Origin of the sequence: Pseudomonas sp. YH-1 (assembly GCF_051990045.1) — a bacterium.
Taxonomy (GTDB): Bacteria; Pseudomonadota; Gammaproteobacteria; order Pseudomonadales; family Pseudomonadaceae; genus Pseudomonas; species Pseudomonas nicosulfuronedens.
In genome coordinates, this window is the sequence record NZ_CP178184.1 from 5295018 (window position 1) to 5310833 (window position 15816).

A 15816-nucleotide genomic window follows, 5' to 3' on the forward strand; every position below is an offset into this window, starting at 1 on the left:
TCGAAGAGGGAATGTTGATCGGATCAGGAGGCCGACCCGACAGGGCCACCCGTGCGTCGCCAACGGGAATGGAAGACCCGCCAATGCGGATCCTGGGCAGCTCGCAATAGCGCGTGATCGCCTTGGGTATCGCCCCAGGCGCGCAGCCGATAATCAGCCAGCGGGCCGTACTTCGCCTGCAGGCGCAGGACCTTGTTCTCAGCACGGCAGTTGCCGCCGAGAATGCGACCGGTGAGCCTCCCCTCGGCGACCTCCAGCTCGGTGCCGATCAACCCCACGCCCAGACGCTCGGCAAAGGGCCGCAGCACCAGCGCAGGAGACGCTGAGCAAAGGGTCACTTCAGCACCTGAATTCAACTCGACGGCCACACCACGCAGTCCTTCGGGCCGCAGCAGATAGCCCCAGACGAACTGGCAGTAGGTTTGCGCACGGCCCGACAGCCATTGCACGTCGACACCCCGAAGGAAAACCTCGATCAGACAGGCCTTGAGCTCATCGCGACTAGCACGGCGAACGAGAAAGGCCAGGCTCGGCAGCAACAGGACGGGCAAGCGCCGCAGAAAACCGAACGTGCCGAAAGCGAACCAGAGAAATGGCAGGAAGCTGTCATGACGGGTCAGGGTGCCGTCGAAATCGAAAACCGACAGAACTCCGGCTTTGCCCGCACTCGGTAGCCATTCCTGGCGCTCCGACTCAAGGCGATTCAGCAACTCCACCATCCGTGCAACCACCTCGCCGCAGCCCTCAGGAATGTCCGCCCCATCGCACAGCGATTGAGCGCAGGCATTCTCGGGTGCATGCCCGGACCGACAAACGGGATTCCCCTCAGCACTGCGTCAGAATCTTCTTTAATGCAGTCGCGCGAATGGTTTCGCACGCGCACGGCGACGGAAGCTACCCGGTTGCGGGCACTTCAAGGACGGGAGCGTGCAGAACTGTCAGAGGGAGTTCGGGCCGGAGAAATCCGATGAAGGTCGGCGCCAGACTTTCCGCCGCACAAACGAAAACGCCGCCCTGATGGGCGGCGTTTCGATTCTGGAGCGGGAAACGAGACTCGAACTCGCGACCCCGACCTTGGCAAGGTCGTGCTCTACCAACTGAGCTATTCCCGCATCAACTTGCTGTAACCTTCAGCTTTCGCCGGAGGTTAACGAAAACGCCGTCCTGATGGACGGCGCTTCGATTTTGGAGCGGGAAACGAGACTCGAACTCGCGACCCCGACCTTGGCAAGGTCGTGCTCTACCAACTGAGCTATTCCCGCAGCAACTTGTTGCAACCTTCAGCTTTCGCCGAAGGGTAACGCCATTTCATCTTTCGGTCACCGCCGTGGCGATGATCGAGAATCTGGAGCGGGAAACGAGACTCGAACTCGCGACCCCGACCTTGGCAAGGTCGTGCTCTACCAACTGAGCTATTCCCGCAATGGCGTCCCCTAGGGGACTCGAACCCCTGTTACCGCCGTGAAAGGGCGGTGTCCTAGGCCACTAGACGAAGGGGACGCGGCCCGGAACTTAACATCTTTCCGACTTCGTCGTTCCGGCAAGTTCTGCGTTTCGCGTCGAAGTGGCGCGCATTCTAGGGACGCTTTGGAAGGTAGTCAACCCTCAAGAGAAATATTTTTTAAATCAAAGACTTCTGAGTAAAAACTGAGCTGCCGCTATCAGCAGTATCACTAAGACATTACACTCGCGGAAAACATCCGGAGCACTCCACGGTGTCGCCAATCGTCATTACGGTCCTGGTTCTCGTCGGTATCGCCCTGCTGGTCGCCATCGGCTACATCAATCATCTGGTGGAAAACCGCAAGCTGGAACAGGCGCGCCTGAAGGCCGACCTGTCCGACCGCTGCCGGCGCTGCGCCGATGTTTCCGAGTCCCTACCCGGCCAATTCATGTCCCCGGCCTTGAAGCTGCTGCTCAGCGGCTTCGAGCTGAATCTCAGCGAACGCCTGCTGGCCGTCGATAAACAGAACCCCGCGCTCAAGCAACGCATGGAAGAGCTGCGCGGTCTGGTCGCCAAGGGCGAAGCCATACCGGTCAAGAATGCGCCGCAGCCGATCCTCACCGAGGCAAAGGCCAAGGACGTGCGCTTCCTCTTCGAAGCGCTGCATGCCCAGCTCACCCGCTGCGCCCAGGACAACATGCTGCCGCGCGCCGAAGCACAGAAGTGGGTGAAGGAAATCCGCCACCTGCTCACCCTCCTCCATATAGAGTTCTTCGGCAACCTCGGCCAGCAGGCGCTGCAGCAGGGCCAACCGCGGCAGGCGCGCCTGGCCTTCGAGCGCGGCGCGCAATACCTGCAGAAGCAACCGGAGATCGGCCGCTACCAGGCGCAGCTCAAGCAGATGGAAGCCCAGCTGGCCCACGCCAACGCCCTGGTGCTGGAAACTTCCCAGCCTGCTGCCGATGAGCAAAGCGAACTGGGCGACGGCCTCAAGGCGCTGGATGAAGACGATATCTGGAAGAAGAAGAACCTTTACGACTGATCCGCCGTCGAACCATCACCCCGGCCACCTTCGCCCCAGGAGCCTTGCATGAGCCTCGTCGTCTTCGGCGCCCCACTGTCCCCCTTCGTCCGCAAAGTCCGCCTGTTCGCGGCCGAGAAAGGCTTCGACTACCAATTGGAGAACGTCAACCCGTTCAACCAGCCGGACTGGTACCGCGAACTGAACCCGCTGCGCCGCGTGCCGGCGATTCGCGACGGCGACTTCACCCTCGCCGACTCCAGCGTCATCTGCCACTACCTGGAAGACCGTGACCCGCAGCGCGCTCCGCTGTGCGGCACAGGCGCCGAGTCCCGCGCGCGGATCAACTGGCTGGAAAAGTACGCCGACTACGAACTGGCCCCGCTGACCACCTTCACGGTGTTCCGCAACCGCCTGCTCAAGCCGCTGATGGGCAAGGTCTGCGATGAAGTGGCGGTGAAAGGCGCCATGCAGGAGAAACTCCCGGAGCACTTCGAGTACCTGGAGAAGTGCCTGGGCGAACAGCAGTGGTTCATCGATGACCGCTTCAGCCTCGCCGACATCGCCATCGCCTGCCAGCTGGTGAACCTGCGTCACGGCGAGGAAGAGCTGGATGCCCAGCGCTGGCCGAAGCTGGCCGCGCACTTCGAGCGCACCCTGACCCGCCCTGCCCTGGCCGAGATCGTCCAGGGCGAACTGCAGATCATCGCCAAGATCATGGCCAAGCGCTGAACCTGTGCCCGCAATGAAAAAGCCCCGCCTAGGCGGGGCTTTTTGTTACCGGCGAACTGTCAGCAGTCGGACAGGCGCAGGAAAATCTCCACCAGGCGCTCGATACCGGCCTGGTCCTGCGCGCTGAAGCGGCCGACCGTCGGGCTGTCCAGGTCCAGCACGCCAATCAGGCGTCCCTCCTTCACCAGCGGCACCACCAGCTCGCTGTTGGAGGCGCTGTCGCAGGCGATGTGGCCGAGGAAGGCGTGCACGTCTTCCACACGCTGGGTTTCACGGGTGCGCGCTGCGGCGCCGCACACGCCCTTGCTGAAGGGAATGCGTACGCAGGCGACCTTGCCCTGGAAGGGGCCGAGCACCAGCTCTTCGTTGCGGTTCAGGTAAAAGCCGGCCCAGTTCAGGTCCGGCAGCTCGTTGAACAGGAACGCGGAAAACTGCGAGGCGTTGGCGATGAAGTCGCGCTCGTCGGCGAACAGTGACTCCGCCTGGGCGGCCAGCAGCGCGTAGCCGTCAAGGCCGGCGCCGGCCTGTTGCAGATCGATCATGGGGTGTCTCCTTCCAGCAATTGTCGGCCCACCCAGTAGCGGGCGAATTGATAAGCACAGCGGCCATTCCGGTTGCCGCGCCCGAGCGCCCAGCGGATGGCTTCCTTCTCCAGCGCCTCGTCCCAGGCCCAGGCGGCGAGCCCGGATTTCTGCGCGAGTACCTCGACCCAGTGGCGCACCACACTGAGGAAGTGTTCCTGGGTGAAGGGATAGAAGGACAGCCAGAGGCCGAATCGGTCGGACAGGGCGATCTTGTCTTCGACGGCTTCGTTGGGGTGCAACTCGCCATCGACCATCTTCCAGTTCTCGTTGTCGCTCTGCTTTTCGGAGACCAGATGACGACGATTGGAAGTGGCATACAGCAATACGTTATCCGGCGCCTGCTCCAGCGAGCCGTCGAGCACGCTCTTGAGGACGCGAAAATCGCCCTCGCCCGCGTCGAACGACAGGTCATCGCAGAACAGCACGAAGCGCTGCGGCAACCCCTGAATCTGCTCGACCACACGCGGCAGGTCGGCCAGGTGGTCGCGCTCGATCTCGATCAGGCGCAGCCCTTCACCGGCCAACTCTGCCAGCAGCGCGCGCACCAGCGAGGACTTGCCAGTGCCACGGGCGCCCCACAGCAATGCATGGTTGGCCGGCTGGCCAGCCACGAACTGCCGTGTGTTGCGCGCCAGCTGCTCGCGCTGCCGGTCGACGCCCAGCAGATCGTCCAGGCGCAAGTCGAGACTGACCTTCAGCGGTTGCAGATAACCGCTACGGCCGTCACGGTGCCAGCGCGCCGCCAGGCTCTGCTGCCAGTCCACGGTTTCGCGGACAGCGGGCAGCAAAGGCTCCAGGCGCACCATCAGCGCTTCGGCGCGGGCGAGAAAATCATTCAGACGGGAATCCACGTGAGTCTCCAAGCGCACCAGGGATAAGTCTCCGGACGCAGTTCTTCGAATGCAGGCCCGGGAATTTCTTCGTCGCCGGACTATCCCGACAGACGGTTCCGATGGGCTATGCTACGCCGCAGGAAAGCTTCTGCGAGGCGACGCTCCGCAACCATGGATATTGCGCTTACACATCGCCTCTCGTTCAAGCAGGCCAGCCTGACAGTGCTGGTGGCGTTCATCCTGGGCACCTTGCTCAGCCTCATCCAGGTAGGCGTCGATTATGCCAGCCAGGACGCCTCCATCAACCGCGAAGTGCGCGCCCTGCTGGATGTCAGCCACAACCCCGCCGCGCGCATCGCCTACAACATCGACGCCGAACTGGCCCAGGAACTGGTCGTGGGCCTGTTGCGCTCGCCCGCGGTGATCCGCGCCGAGATCATCGATAATGCCAACGTGCCCCTGGCCAGCGCAGACCGGCCGCCGGCGGAAAGCCATCTGCGCGGCCTCAGCGACTTCCTCTTCGGCGAGCAGCGCTCCTACGAGGAACCGCTGTTCGTCGAGCACGCACCGGCAGAATCCCTTGGCGTGCTGCGTCTGGAGATCGACACCTTCGTCTTCGGCAACGACTTCCTGCGCCGCGCCGGGATGACCTTCCTCTCCGGCTTCGTGCGCAGCCTGATGCTCTCGCTGATCCTGCTGGTGCTCTTCTACGCACTGTTGACCAAGCCGTTGGTGAGCCTGATCGACGCCCTCTCCCGCCATGACCCGCGCTCGCCCTCGCGCCTGCGCCTGCCTTGCCCGCGCGGCCATGAACGCGACGAGATCGGCGTGCTGGTGGAGGTCACCAACCGCCAGCTCAATCGCATCTCGGTGGAAATGGAACAGCGCCGCGAAGCCGAAGACCGCCTGACCCAGTACCTGGAAGAACTGGAAAGCATCGTCGCCGCGCGCACCGCCGAACTGAAGGCGGCCAACGCACGCCTGACACTCTCCAACCAGGAGCTGGAGCAGGCGCGGCAGACAGCCCTGGCCATGGCCCAGGCGCGAGGCAGCTTCCTGGCGAACATGAGCCACGAGATCCGCACCCCGCTCAACGGCCTGCTGGGCATGCTCGGCCTGGCGCTGGATGGCCCGTTGACCGCTGAACAGCACCAGCAGCTTTCCATCGCCCATGACTCGGGCAAGGTGCTGGTGGAACTGCTCAATGACGTACTCGACCTGTCCAAGTTCGAGGCCGGCCAACTGGAGCTGGAGCAGATCCCCTTCGATCTGGGCACCCTGGTGGAAGACACCGCCAGCCTGCTCTCGCAGAACGCTGGCCCAGCCGTGGAACTTACCTGCCTGATCAGCCCGCAACTGCCGGCGCAGCTCTCCGGCGACCCGACGCGCGTGCGCCAGGTGGTCAGCAACCTGCTGTCCAATGCCCTCAAGTTCACCCGTCTCGGGCGTGTGGACGTGCGTGTCGACCCGTTGGGTGCCGAAATCCAGGAGCAAGGTGTCCGCATCAGCGTGCGCGACACCGGAATCGGCGTAGCACCCGAGGCTCTGCAGAAGATTTTCCAGCCTTTCACCCAGGCCGACGCCGGCATCGCCCGCCAGTACGGCGGAACCGGGCTGGGCCTGGCGCTGACCCGCAAGCTCTGCGAGGCGATGAAGGGCGAGCTGAGCGTCACCTCGGAGCCGGGCCTGGGCAGTGAGTTCATCGTCACCCTGCCCCTGCAGACATTGGAGCCGGCACAACCGCTGGCGAAATTGAACGGCAAGCTCGTCGTGCAATGCGCGGCCAGCAGCGGGCTGGCCGCGCTGCTGCAGAGCTGGCTGGCGGAATGGGGCGTGGACTATCAGCGCCTGGACATCGATGCCAGCCTGGCCGGGGTGGAACTGGACGCGCTGCTCTCGGACTGCCCGGACTGCCTGATCGGCCTGCGCCAGAACGTGACCAAGCCGGTGCTGCTGGTGACGGCCTATGGCAACTTCCTTGAGCCCGAGATGGCCCAGCGCCTCGCGCCCTTGCGACAACTGGCGCGGCCACTGTCTCGCGCGGTGCTCTACCAAGCGCTTAAGCAGGCCTTCGAACACCAGCCGCTGCCTGTATCAAAAACGACTGGCGCGACCTCACAGGGGCAATTTTCCGCCCGCGTGCTGCTGGTGGAAGACAACCCGGTCAACCAGCTGGTCGCGCGCGGCCTGCTGCAGAAGCTGGGCTGTCAGGTAGGCATCGCCATCAACGGCGAAGAGGCGCTGAAGCAGCTCGACGGCGCCGAGTTCGACCTGGTACTGATGGACTGCAACATGCCGGTGATGGACGGCTACCAGGCCACCCGCGAAATCCGCGAGAGCGGCCGCTGGCCGGACCTGCCGGTGATCGCCCTGACCGCCAATGCTCTCCCGGACGAACGCGAACGCTGCCGTGCTGCCGGCATGGACGACTACCTGGCGAAGCCCTTCCACCGCGACGAACTGGCGGCCATCCTCGAACGCTGGGCCGCGCAACCGCTGCGCGGCTGAGTCAGGCGTCCAGCTTCGACAACTGCAGCAGCAAACCGTCCAACTGCTCGCGCAAGCCGTCGGTGACGCTCAGGTCGATACCGCTGCGGCACAGCAATTCCTCTCGCAGCGGCAGCACCTTCTCGCGCAATGCCAGCCCTTGCGCGGTCAGCCCCAGGTGTACTTCGCGCTCGTCATGCAGCGCACGGCGGCGCTGCACCAGGCCTAGCTGCTCCAGGCGCTTGAGCAGCGGCGTGAGGGTGCCGGAATCAAGCATCAGGCGCTCACCGAGCGCCTTCACCGACGGCTGCGACGGCGATTCGGCCTGCCACTCCCAGAGCACCAGCATGGCCAGGTACTGCGGGTAGGTCAGGCCGAGCGCCTCGAGCATCGGCCGGTAGCCGCGGATCACCGCGCGGGACACGGCGTACAGGCGGAAGCACAGCTGGTTGTCCAGCTGCAGTTCGGCCGGCAGGGAGACAGCGTCTTTCATCACAGCAGCGCTTCAATCTCGGCGGACAGTTGCTCGGGCTTGGTGGTCGGGGCGAAGCGCTTGATCACCTTGCCATCCTGGCCGATGAGGAACTTGGTGAAGTTCCACTTGATGCCCTGGCTGCCCAGCAGACCGGGGGCGCGCTTCTTCAGTTGCACATAGAGCGGGTGGGCCTCGGCGCCGTTGACGTCGATCTTCTTGAACAGCGGGAAGCTCACGCCAAAGTTCAGCTCGCAGAACTGGGTGATCTCCCCTTCGTTGCCTGGCTCCTGCTTGCCGAACTGGTTGCAGGGGAAGCCGAGCACCACCAGGCCCTTGTCCTTGTACTGCCGCCAGAGCTTCTCCAGCCCCTTGTACTGCGGAGTGAAGCCGCACTGGCTGGCGGTGTTCACCACCAGCAGGGCCTTGCCGCCGAAGTCGGCGAGGGTCTTCTGTTCGCCCTTGATGGTGGTCACGGGAATGTTCAGCAGTGCATCGCTCATCGCAGATGGCTCCAGTGGAAAGTGGGAAACTCAAGAGTAGTGATCAATTAAATTGCGCGCAATTCAATTGATCACGAATCACCCAGAGAAATGACAGGACATCCGGCAACAACCCGATCAGGCTGGCTCGTGAGCAAGCTCGCTCCTACGAAACGCAACCGCCAAAAGAAAAGGCCCGCTCGGTGGCGGGCCCTGGAATCACGCTTTCGGCACCAGCTTCAAGGATGCCGAGTTGATGCAGTAGCGCAACCCGGTCGGCCGCGGGCCGTCAGGGAAGACATGGCCCAGGTGCGCATCACACTTGCCGCACCGCACTTCAATGCGATGCATGCCGTGGCTGAAATCTTCCAGCTCCTTGACCACCTCGCCGTTCACCGGCTGGAAGTAGCTCGGCCAGCCGCTGCCGGAGTCGTACTTGGCGTCGGAGTCGAACAGCGCGGTGCCACAGCACACGCAGTGGTAGATGCCGGGCGTCTTGGTGTCGTGATACTCGCCGGTGAAGGCACGCTCGGTGCCGCCCAGACGGCAGACATGGAACTGCTCGTCGGTGAGTTCGTCACGCCAGGAGTCCAGGGGCTTTTCCAGCTTTTCCATCGATCTGCCTCCATTAATGGAAAAAATGCCCGATACCTCCTTTTCCGGGAATCGGGCCGCACGTATGATGCGCGTGGTTAACGTCAGGTTCAGAATCTGCCGCACAGAGACATTCTCGCGATAGAAAAGCCTTAAAAGCTCTAATTTTTCGAGAATTCCACTGTTTTCCTGTCGATTTTCAGGGTCGACACCAGGGAAAAGCACTTCCGAACCGCTCATTTGACGCCAGTCTGTCACCCGCGTTACAGCCTGCCAAGTCGCCGGCCGCGGACTATTTCGGAATCCCAGATCATGCAGGTCACCAAATCGAACAAGCTCGCCAACGTCTGCTACGACATTCGCGGGCCCGTGCTCAAGCACGCCAAACGCCTGGAAGAGGAAGGCCACCGCATCCTCAAGCTGAACATCGGCAACCCGGCGCCGTTCGGTTTCGAGGCGCCGGACGAAATCCTCCAGGACGTCATCCGCAATCTGCCGACCGCCCAGGGCTACAGCGACTCCAAGGGCCTGTTCAGCGCGCGCAAGGCGGTGATGCAGTACTACCAGCAGAAGCAGGTGGAAGGCGTCGGCATCGAGGACATCTACCTGGGCAACGGCGTGTCCGAGCTGATCGTCATGGCCCTGCAGGCGCTGCTCAACAACGGTGACGAGGTGCTGATCCCGGCGCCCGACTACCCACTGTGGACCGCTTCGGTCGCCCTCTCCGGCGGCAAGCCGGTGCACTACCTGTGCGACGAGCAGGCCGGCTGGTTCCCCGACGTCGCCGACATGAAGGCGAAGATCACCAGCAACACCAAGGCCCTGGTGCTGATCAACCCGAACAACCCCACCGGCGCGGTCTACTCGAAGGAAGTGCTGCTGGACATCGTCGAACTGGCGCGCCAGCACAATCTGGTGATCTTCTCCGACGAGATCTACGACAAGATCCTCTACGACGAGGCCCAGCACATCTCCACCGCCTCCCTGGCGCCGGACGTGCTCTGCCTGACCTTCAACGGCCTGTCCAAGTCCTACCGCGTGGCAGGCTTCCGCTCCGGCTGGATCGCCATTTCCGGTCCCAAGCACAAAGCGCAGAGCTACATCGAGGGCCTGGATATCCTGGCCAACATGCGCCTGTGCGCCAACGTGCCGAGCCAGCACGCGATCCAGACCGCACTGGGCGGCTACCAGAGCATCAACGACCTGGTGCTGCCGGGTGGGCGCCTGCTGGAACAACGCAACCGCGCCTGGGAGCTGCTCAACGACATTCCCGGCGTCAGCTGCGTGAAGCCCATGGGCGCGCTCTATGCCTTCCCGCGCATCGATCCGAAGATCTGCCCGATCCACAACGACGAAAAATTCGTCCTCGATCTGCTGCTTTCCGAGAAGTTGCTCATCGTTCAAGGCACCGCTTTCAACTGGCCCTGGCCGGATCACTTCCGGGTGGTTACCCTGCCCCGTCTCGATGACCTGGAACAGGCCATCGGCCGCATCGGTAACTTCCTGAAAAGCTATCGCCAATAAATCATCGCCAGTGAATCCCAGCGCATAAATGGACCTGCAGATCGACGACTTCTACAAGGATGCCGCCTCCGGCCTGCTCACGCTCTACCAGGCCTTTCCGCGCAAGATCGCCCTCTACGTCGAGGACCTGATCGGCCGGGAAGAGCCCGACGAGTTCGGCCTGCCCAGTACCCGCCACCAGAGTTGCCTGGGCGCGCTGCTGTGGCTGGCCGATGAAGGCTATCTGCGCTTCGAGGCAACCATTCGTTACGAAGCGCTGGACCAGGCGGTGCTCAGCGAAAAGGCCTTCATGCGCCTGACCCGCATCGTTCCCCACGCCGTGCGCGACGGCGAGGAACTGCCGCCCAGCGTGCGCCGCGACCAGGCCACGCTGGCCAACCAGCTGCGCGAGGCACTGGCGAGCCGGCACGGGGAACGCATCGCGCGACTGACCCGTCTACTCTTCGAGAGCGATTCGGGGCGCCTGTAACAGGGGCGAGCGACACAAGTTGAAATAGTCCCCGAGTTGAATCGCCTCGGGGCCAACCGTATATACCCCGCATACTATTCAGCGATCCCGTGCATGACTGTGCCCGGCGATCCGGAAAGCCGCGTTCCCATGCGGTTTTCGCCAATGTCACCGTGAGGAGAAGCTTTACGCCATGATGCGCATCCTGTTGTTCCTGGCCACCAACCTGGCAGTTCTGGTGATCGCCAGCATCACCCTGAAACTGCTCGGCGTGGACCGTTTCACCGGCCAGAATTACGGTAGCCTTCTGATTTTCTGTGCCGTCTTCGGCTTTGCCGGCTCCCTGGTCTCGCTGTTCATCTCCAAGTGGATGGCGAAGATGAGCACCGGCACCGAGATCATCAGCCAGCCGCGCACCCGCCACGAGCAGTGGCTGCTGCAGACCGTGGAAGAGCTGTCCCGCGAGGCCGGCATCAAGATGCCGGAAGTGGGTATCTTCCCCGCCTACGAAGCCAACGCCTTCGCCACCGGCTGGAACAAGAACGACGCATTGGTTGCGGTCAGCCAGGGCCTGCTGGAGCGCTTCTCCCCTGAAGAAGTGAAAGCCGTGCTGGCCCACGAGATCGGCCACGTGGCCAACGGCGATATGGTCACCCTGGCACTGATCCAGGGCGTGGTGAACACCTTCGTGATGTTCTTCGCACGCATCTTCGGCAACTTCGTCGACAAGGTCATCCTGAAGAACGAAGACGGTCCGGGCATCGGCTACTTCGTCGCAACCATCTTCGCTGAGCTGGTACTGGGCGTGCTCGCCAGCATCATCGTCATGTGGTTCTCGCGCAAGCGCGAATACCGTGCGGACGAAGCCGGCGCACGCCTGGCCAGCACCGGCGCGATGATCGCGGCCCTGCAACGCTTGCGCGCCGAACAGGGTGTGCCGGTGCAGATGCCCGACTCCCTGCAGGCCTTCGGCATCAACGGCAACCTCAAGCACGGCCTCGCCGGCCTGTTCATGAGCCACCCGCCGCTGGAAGACCGCATCGAAGCCCTGCGCGCCGCTGGCCGCTAAACTTCAAGGCAAGAAAAAGGGCGACCCAAGGGTCGCCCTTTTTCTTGCCTTCGATTCAGCCGCGACGCAGCGTAAACGCCACTTCATCCAGATGGCTGACGCCACGCTTGAGGAACTTCGGGTTTTCCGCCAGCACGTCCAGGCGCTCCACCTCCTCGACGTCCCAGCCCTCGACGAAGAGCCTGTGCACCTCATCCGCCAACACGGCAAACGGCGGGCCATCCATCTCGGTCTGGGGGTACTCCAGGCTGACCAGCAGCCCTCGCACCTGACGCGGCACGATGCGCTGAAGATGCACGGCATAGTCGGCGCGCAAGTCTGGCGGCAAGGCGATCAGCGCTGCGCGGTCGTACAAGGCGCTGCAGCCGGCCACCTGCTCGGCAGTGACGTCGAAGAAATCACCCTGGAGAATCTCCAGGCGCTCATAGCTGTAGCGGCGCAGCGCGCCCTCCCGGGTAATTTGCGGCGTAACACCCAGTTCGGCGAAGAAGTCGATGGCGGCCCGCTCGGCCAATTCGATACCCAGCACACGGTAACCCCATTGCGCCAGCCAGAGCATGTCCAGGCTCTTGCCGCACAGCGGCACCAGCACCTGCGCTTCCTCGGGCAACTCCAGGTTCGGCCAGTGCCGTTGCAGAGCAGGGTTCACCGCTTGCTGATGGAAGCCGATTTCATTGCGCGCCCAGCGCGACTGCCAGAATTCATGCTGCATAGGTCACCTGTTCAAACACTGCGCATCGCACGCGGCAACAACCAGCGCCACCAGGCACCGCGCCGCTCGCGTGGACTCTCTCCGGCTTCGAGGATCTTCAGCCGTACTTGATCACCACGAACCCGCTGCACACAGATCTCGGTGCCGTCTTCCAGGCGGAGGCAATCGCCGATCTCGAGCACCAGGACTTGTTCAACTTGCTGCATAGCCGAATTCGCCATTCGTTTCGGAAATTTCCGCAAACTCTAACGCATCATCCGACCGACATCCTGCCAAAGCGCTCTTGGGCAACTGGCTCCGTGACTCTGCAACCGAGTTGGCAATTCCACAGCGATGCGCCTCAAGGGAATGAGCACGAGAAAATAATCGATAATATCGATTATTAGATTCAAAAACCTATACTGGATTTCGATCTTTATTCGGATGAACATAAAGGCATTCAAGTAGTGAGGTTCGCCATGCTCCCTGCCCTGTTCATCTCCCACGGCTCCCCCATGCTGGCCCTGGACCCCGGCGCCAGCGATGCGCCACTGAAGCGCCTGGCCCGCGAGCTGCCACGTCCGAAAGCCATCCTGGTGGTCTCCGCCCACTGGGAAACCCCGGACCTGCGCGTTACCGCATCGCCCAAGCCGGACACCTGGCACGACTTCTACGGCTTCCCGCCCGAGCTCTATGCCGTGCAGTACCCGGCCACCGGCTCCCCGGAGCTGGCCCGCCGCGTCGTCGAACTGCTGGCCGAGGACGGCCTGCCGGCCACCCTGGATCCCGACCGCCCGCTGGACCACGGTGCCTGGGTGCCGCTGAGCCTGATGTACCCGGACGCCGATATCCCCGTCGTCCAGTTGTCCCTGCCCAGCCGACTCGGTGCGCCCATGCAGCACCGCATCGGTGCGGCCCTGCGTGCGCTGCGCGAGGAAGGCATCCTGCTGATCGGCTCCGGCAGCATCACCCATAACCTGGGCGAGCTGGACTGGCATGCCGGCCCCGAGGTCATCACTCCCTGGGCCAAGGCTTTCCGCGACTGGATGGTGCAGCACCTGGAGGCCAATGACGAAGCCGCCCTGTTCGACTACCGCCAGCAGGCGCCGCACGCGGTGCGCAACCACCCGCGCGATGAGCACCTGCTGCCGCTGTACTTCGCCCGTGGCGCGGGCGGTTCGGCGATGACGGTCGAGCACGCCGGATTTACCCTCGGCGCGCTGGGGATGGATATCTACCGCTTCAGCTGAGGTTCTTTGTAGGAGCGAGCTTGCTGGCGAATATTTCCCAGGCGACGCCGGCGTCAGGCCGTTCGCGAGCAAGCTCGCTCCTACAGGACATCCATCGGCCGATACTGGAAACGAAAAAGCCCCGCCAATGGCGGGGCTTTTTCATGCGCGGGGACTGACGGATCAGTCTTCGCGGTAACGACGCAGACGCAGAGCCTTGCCAGCGACGCGGGTGTCCTTGAGCTTGGTCAGCAGACGGTCGAGGTTCTCTTCCGGCAGCTCGATCAGGCTGAAGGTCTCGCGGATCTGGATGCGGCCGATGGCCTCGCGGGACAGGCCGCCCTCGTTGAGGATGGCGCCCAGCAGGTTCTTCGCCTGCACGCCATCACGGGCGCCCAGGGCGGTACGACAACGGGCCTTGCCTTCCGACGGCGGAGCCATCGTGCGGGGTGCGCCGCTACGCTCCGGACGATCACCACGCTCGGGGCGATCGCCACGCTCGCTGCGCTCGTAACGGTCACTGCGCTCACGCGGGGCGGCCGGGGTCAGCGGCTGTTCGCGGCGAACCGATTCCAGGTCCAGCGCCTTTCCTTCGGTCAGCTTGGCCAGCAGCACGGCAGCCAGGGTGTCCATGTCGGTACCCAGGCGACGGCACAGCTCGTCACGCACGGCGCCACGGTTGGCAACGGCGTTGGCGAGCAGCGGTTGCAGGCCGGTGGCCAGGCGGTTCAGGCGCGCTTCGAGGACGGTGTCGGCGTCCGGCAGGCGTACTTCGCCGACCTTCTGACCGGTCACGCGCTCGATCACCTGCAGCATGCGGCGCTCACGCGGCGTTACCAACAGCAGGGCGCGGCCTTCACGACCGGCACGGCCGGTACGACCGATACGGTGTACGTAGGATTCCGGATCGTAGGGCATGTCCACGTTCAGTACGTGGGTGATACGCGCCACGTCGAGGCCGCGGGCGGCGACGTCGGTGGCAATGACGATGTCCAGCGAGCCATCTTTCAGCGATTCGATCACGCGCTCACGCTGCGCCTGCGGCATGTCGCCGTTCAGCGCGGCGGCACGGTAGCCCTGGCGCTCGAGCAGCTCGGCGATGTCCAGGGTGGCCTGTTTGGTACGGACGAAGCCAATCAGCGCGTCGAACTGCTCGACTTCCAGCAGGCGCAGGATCGAAGCCGGCTTCTGATCGGCGTGGACCATCAGGTGAACCTGTTCGATGCGGGCGACGGTCTGGGTCTTGGCAGCGATGCGGACGTGCTTGGGCTCTTTCAGGTGGCGTTCGGCGATGCTGCGGATCGAGGCCGGCAGGGTCGCGGAGAACAACACGGTCTGGCGGCTGGCCGGCATGGCTTCGAAAATCACTTCGAGGTCATCCATGAAGCCGAGCTTGAGCATCTCGTCCGCTTCGTCGAGGACCAGGCGCTCAACGGTGGACAGCAGGTTCTCGTCGCGGCGCAGGTGGTCGCACAGACGGCCCGGGGTGGCGACCAGAACCTGGGCGCCCTGGCGCAGGGCCTTCAGCTGCGGGCCCATGGGGGCGCCGCCGTAGACGGCGACGACGCCGACGCCCGGCATCTGCTTGGAGTAGGTTTCGCAAGCGGTAGCAACCTGCAGAGCCAGCTCGCGGGTCGGCACCAGCACCAGCACCTGCGGAACGCGGCGGCTCGGTTCGATCTTCGACAGCAGCGGCAGTGCGAAGGCGGCGGTCTTGCCGGTACCGGTCTGGGCCTGGCCGATCATGTCGTGGCCTTCGAGGATCACCGGGATCGACTGGGCCTGGATCGGCGACGGCTCTTCATAACCGACAGCGGCAATGGCAGCGAGAATACTGGGGTGAATACCGAGCGCGGCGAAGCCGGCGGTTTCCTGGGTCATGGGTTTTGCCTCTAAGTACATCCGCAAAGACCCAATAGCCGAGCTGCGCATGCCCTGTACGACAATGAAGTCACCCAGGCAGCTGGAAGCGGGGATTTGCGAAATGAAGATTGGAAGAATGCGTCAAGGAAGTCCGCACTGCGGACACACAGACCGAGCCTGAAGCTGCGGAAAAATGCGGGATCCGAAACGAGGCCAGCGTTTGGCCGGCGCGTATCATACCGGAAAATCCTGACCAATGTGTTTCTTTTCGGAACATGCCCGGCGAACGGTCATTCCGTGGACAACCCCGTCCCTGCCGGCTATACCGTGCAAGCCACCTGAC

General features: G+C 63.4%; 15 protein-coding genes, 4 tRNA genes and 1 pseudogene. 7 read left to right on the forward strand and 13 right to left on the reverse strand.

The window, feature by feature from the left end:
• Window positions 1-23: 23 nt before the first annotated feature.
• The 5 genes from ACKI1H_RS24090 to ACKI1H_RS24110 all read right to left on the reverse strand — a co-directional run bounded on the left by ACKI1H_RS24090 (window position 24) and on the right by ACKI1H_RS24110 (window position 1500).
• On the reverse strand, window positions 24-719 hold the full coding sequence (locus tag ACKI1H_RS24090) for an HAD-IB family phosphatase (protein ID WP_440466596.1): 696 nt from the start codon (window positions 717-719) through the stop codon (window positions 24-26).
• Window positions 720-1036: 317 nt separating this feature from the next.
• A tRNA-Gly gene (locus ACKI1H_RS24095) sits at window positions 1037-1112 on the reverse strand.
• Between the two features lie 74 nt (window positions 1113-1186).
• Window positions 1187-1262 (reverse strand) — tRNA-Gly (locus tag ACKI1H_RS24100).
• Window positions 1263-1346: 84 nt separating this feature from the next.
• Window positions 1347-1422 (reverse strand) — tRNA-Gly (locus tag ACKI1H_RS24105).
• A 2-nt stretch (window positions 1423-1424) separates the two neighbouring features.
• Window positions 1425-1500: transfer RNA gene (locus tag ACKI1H_RS24110), tRNA-Glu, on the reverse strand.
• 215 nt (window positions 1501-1715) lie between these two features.
• Here ACKI1H_RS24110 and ACKI1H_RS24115 point away from each other — a divergent pair.
• Both ACKI1H_RS24115 and ACKI1H_RS24120 read left to right on the forward strand, forming a co-directional pair.
• A complete protein-coding gene (locus tag ACKI1H_RS24115) occupies window positions 1716-2486 on the forward strand; it encodes a hypothetical protein (RefSeq protein WP_138521823.1) in 771 nt (256 codons plus the stop codon).
• 48 nt (window positions 2487-2534) lie between these two features.
• Window positions 2535-3197 (forward strand): glutathione S-transferase family protein, encoded by a 663-nt coding sequence (locus ACKI1H_RS24120; protein ID WP_440466597.1) that lies wholly within the window; start codon window positions 2535-2537, stop codon window positions 3195-3197.
• Between the two features lie 59 nt (window positions 3198-3256).
• On the opposite strand, the gene ACKI1H_RS24125 is transcribed toward ACKI1H_RS24120, so the two are convergent.
• Window positions 3257-3739, reverse strand: coding sequence for a GAF domain-containing protein (locus tag ACKI1H_RS24125; protein WP_440466598.1), 483 nt, complete (start codon window positions 3737-3739; stop codon window positions 3257-3259).
• A complete protein-coding gene (locus ACKI1H_RS24130) occupies window positions 3736-4632 on the reverse strand; it encodes an ATP-binding protein (RefSeq protein ID WP_440466599.1) in 897 nt (298 codons plus the stop codon). Before ACKI1H_RS24130 ends, ACKI1H_RS24125 begins: the two co-directional genes overlap by 4 nt.
• Window positions 4633-4740: 108 nt before the next feature.
• Here ACKI1H_RS24130 and ACKI1H_RS24135 point away from each other — a divergent pair, with 108 nt between their 5' ends.
• On the forward strand, window positions 4741-7122 hold the full coding sequence (locus tag ACKI1H_RS24135) for an ATP-binding protein (RefSeq protein WP_425049013.1): 2382 nt from the start codon (window positions 4741-4743) through the stop codon (window positions 7120-7122).
• A gap of 1 nt (window position 7123) precedes the next feature.
• Here the strand turns inward: ACKI1H_RS24135 and ACKI1H_RS24140 are convergent, their stop codons facing one another.
• From ACKI1H_RS24140 to msrB, 3 genes are all read right to left on the reverse strand, one after another.
• Window positions 7124-7594: a MarR family winged helix-turn-helix transcriptional regulator gene (locus ACKI1H_RS24140; protein ID WP_440466600.1), complete on the reverse strand. Its 471-nt coding sequence runs from the start codon at window positions 7592-7594 to the stop codon at window positions 7124-7126.
• Window positions 7594-8076 carry a glutathione peroxidase gene (locus tag ACKI1H_RS24145; RefSeq protein WP_017516977.1) on the reverse strand — a complete coding sequence of 161 codons (483 nt, stop codon included), beginning with the start codon at window positions 8074-8076 and terminating at the stop codon, window positions 7594-7596. Before ACKI1H_RS24145 ends, ACKI1H_RS24140 begins: the two co-directional genes overlap by 1 nt.
• 198 nt (window positions 8077-8274) lie before the next feature.
• Window positions 8275-8670, reverse strand: a complete 396-nt coding sequence (msrB, locus tag ACKI1H_RS24150; RefSeq protein ID WP_045211413.1) for a peptide-methionine (R)-S-oxide reductase MsrB — start codon at window positions 8668-8670, stop codon at window positions 8275-8277.
• A gap of 291 nt (window positions 8671-8961) precedes the next feature.
• Between msrB and ACKI1H_RS24155 the strand changes: the two genes are divergently transcribed.
• The 3 genes from ACKI1H_RS24155 (at window position 8962) to htpX (ending at window position 11690) form a co-directional block, all read left to right on the forward strand.
• A complete protein-coding gene (locus tag ACKI1H_RS24155) occupies window positions 8962-10173 on the forward strand; it encodes a pyridoxal phosphate-dependent aminotransferase (protein WP_138521835.1) in 1212 nt (403 codons plus the stop codon).
• Window positions 10174-10201: 28 nt separating this feature from the next.
• Window positions 10202-10642, forward strand: coding sequence for a hypothetical protein (locus ACKI1H_RS24160; protein WP_138521837.1), 441 nt, complete (start codon window positions 10202-10204; stop codon window positions 10640-10642).
• Between the two features lie 172 nt (window positions 10643-10814).
• Window positions 10815-11690 carry a protease HtpX gene (gene htpX, locus ACKI1H_RS24165; protein WP_138521839.1) on the forward strand — a complete coding sequence of 292 codons (876 nt, stop codon included), beginning with the start codon at window positions 10815-10817 and terminating at the stop codon, window positions 11688-11690.
• Window positions 11691-11745: 55 nt separating this feature from the next.
• On the opposite strand, the gene ACKI1H_RS24170 is transcribed toward htpX, so the two are convergent.
• Both ACKI1H_RS24170 and ACKI1H_RS24175 read right to left on the reverse strand, forming a co-directional pair.
• Window positions 11746-12402, reverse strand: a complete 657-nt coding sequence (locus ACKI1H_RS24170; RefSeq protein WP_440466601.1) for a thiopurine S-methyltransferase — start codon at window positions 12400-12402, stop codon at window positions 11746-11748.
• An 11-nt stretch (window positions 12403-12413) separates the two neighbouring features.
• The gene (locus ACKI1H_RS24175) at window positions 12414-12608 is read right to left on the reverse strand and encodes a hypothetical protein (protein WP_440466602.1); all 195 of its coding nucleotides are present in this window, start codon (window positions 12606-12608) and stop codon (window positions 12414-12416) included.
• Between the two features lie 252 nt (window positions 12609-12860).
• Between ACKI1H_RS24175 and ACKI1H_RS24180 the strand changes: the two genes are divergently transcribed.
• Window positions 12861-13631 (forward strand): DODA-type extradiol aromatic ring-opening family dioxygenase, encoded by a 771-nt coding sequence (locus ACKI1H_RS24180; protein WP_138521844.1) that lies wholly within the window; start codon window positions 12861-12863, stop codon window positions 13629-13631.
• 162 nt (window positions 13632-13793) lie between these two features.
• Here the strand turns inward: ACKI1H_RS24180 and ACKI1H_RS24185 are convergent.
• A pseudogene (locus tag ACKI1H_RS24185) lies at window positions 13794-15526 on the reverse strand (DEAD/DEAH box helicase).
• Between the last annotated feature and the right edge of the window lie 290 nt (window positions 15527-15816).

Bases quoted from the DNA above. Each gene is read 5' to 3' on its own strand.
- ACKI1H_RS24125 (WP_440466598.1), bottom strand. From the start codon at position 3,739: ATGATCGATCTGCAACAGGCCGGCGCCGGCCTTGACGGCTACGCGCTG.
- ACKI1H_RS24120 (WP_440466597.1), top strand. From the start codon at position 2,535: ATGAGCCTCGTCGTCTTCGGCGCCCCACTGTCCCCCTTCGTCCGCAAA.
- ACKI1H_RS24090 (WP_440466596.1), bottom strand. From the start codon at position 719: ATGGTGGAGTTGCTGAATCGCCTTGAGTCGGAGCGCCAGGAATGGCTA.
- ACKI1H_RS24135 (WP_425049013.1), top strand. From the start codon at position 4,741: ATGCTACGCCGCAGGAAAGCTTCTGCGAGGCGACGCTCCGCAACCATG.
- msrB (WP_045211413.1), bottom strand. From the start codon at position 8,670: ATGGAAAAGCTGGAAAAGCCCCTGGACTCCTGGCGTGACGAACTCACC.
- ACKI1H_RS24170 (WP_440466601.1), bottom strand. From the start codon at position 12,402: ATGCAGCATGAATTCTGGCAGTCGCGCTGGGCGCGCAATGAAATCGGC.
- ACKI1H_RS24180 (WP_138521844.1), top strand. From the start codon at position 12,861: ATGCTCCCTGCCCTGTTCATCTCCCACGGCTCCCCCATGCTGGCCCTG.
- ACKI1H_RS24140 (WP_440466600.1), bottom strand. From the start codon at position 7,594: ATGAAAGACGCTGTCTCCCTGCCGGCCGAACTGCAGCTGGACAACCAG.
- ACKI1H_RS24155 (WP_138521835.1), top strand. From the start codon at position 8,962: ATGCAGGTCACCAAATCGAACAAGCTCGCCAACGTCTGCTACGACATT.
- ACKI1H_RS24175 (WP_440466602.1), bottom strand. From the start codon at position 12,608: ATGCAGCAAGTTGAACAAGTCCTGGTGCTCGAGATCGGCGATTGCCTC.
- htpX (WP_138521839.1), top strand. From the start codon at position 10,815: ATGATGCGCATCCTGTTGTTCCTGGCCACCAACCTGGCAGTTCTGGTG.
- ACKI1H_RS24145 (WP_017516977.1), bottom strand. From the start codon at position 8,076: ATGAGCGATGCACTGCTGAACATTCCCGTGACCACCATCAAGGGCGAA.
- ACKI1H_RS24160 (WP_138521837.1), top strand. From the start codon at position 10,202: ATGGACCTGCAGATCGACGACTTCTACAAGGATGCCGCCTCCGGCCTG.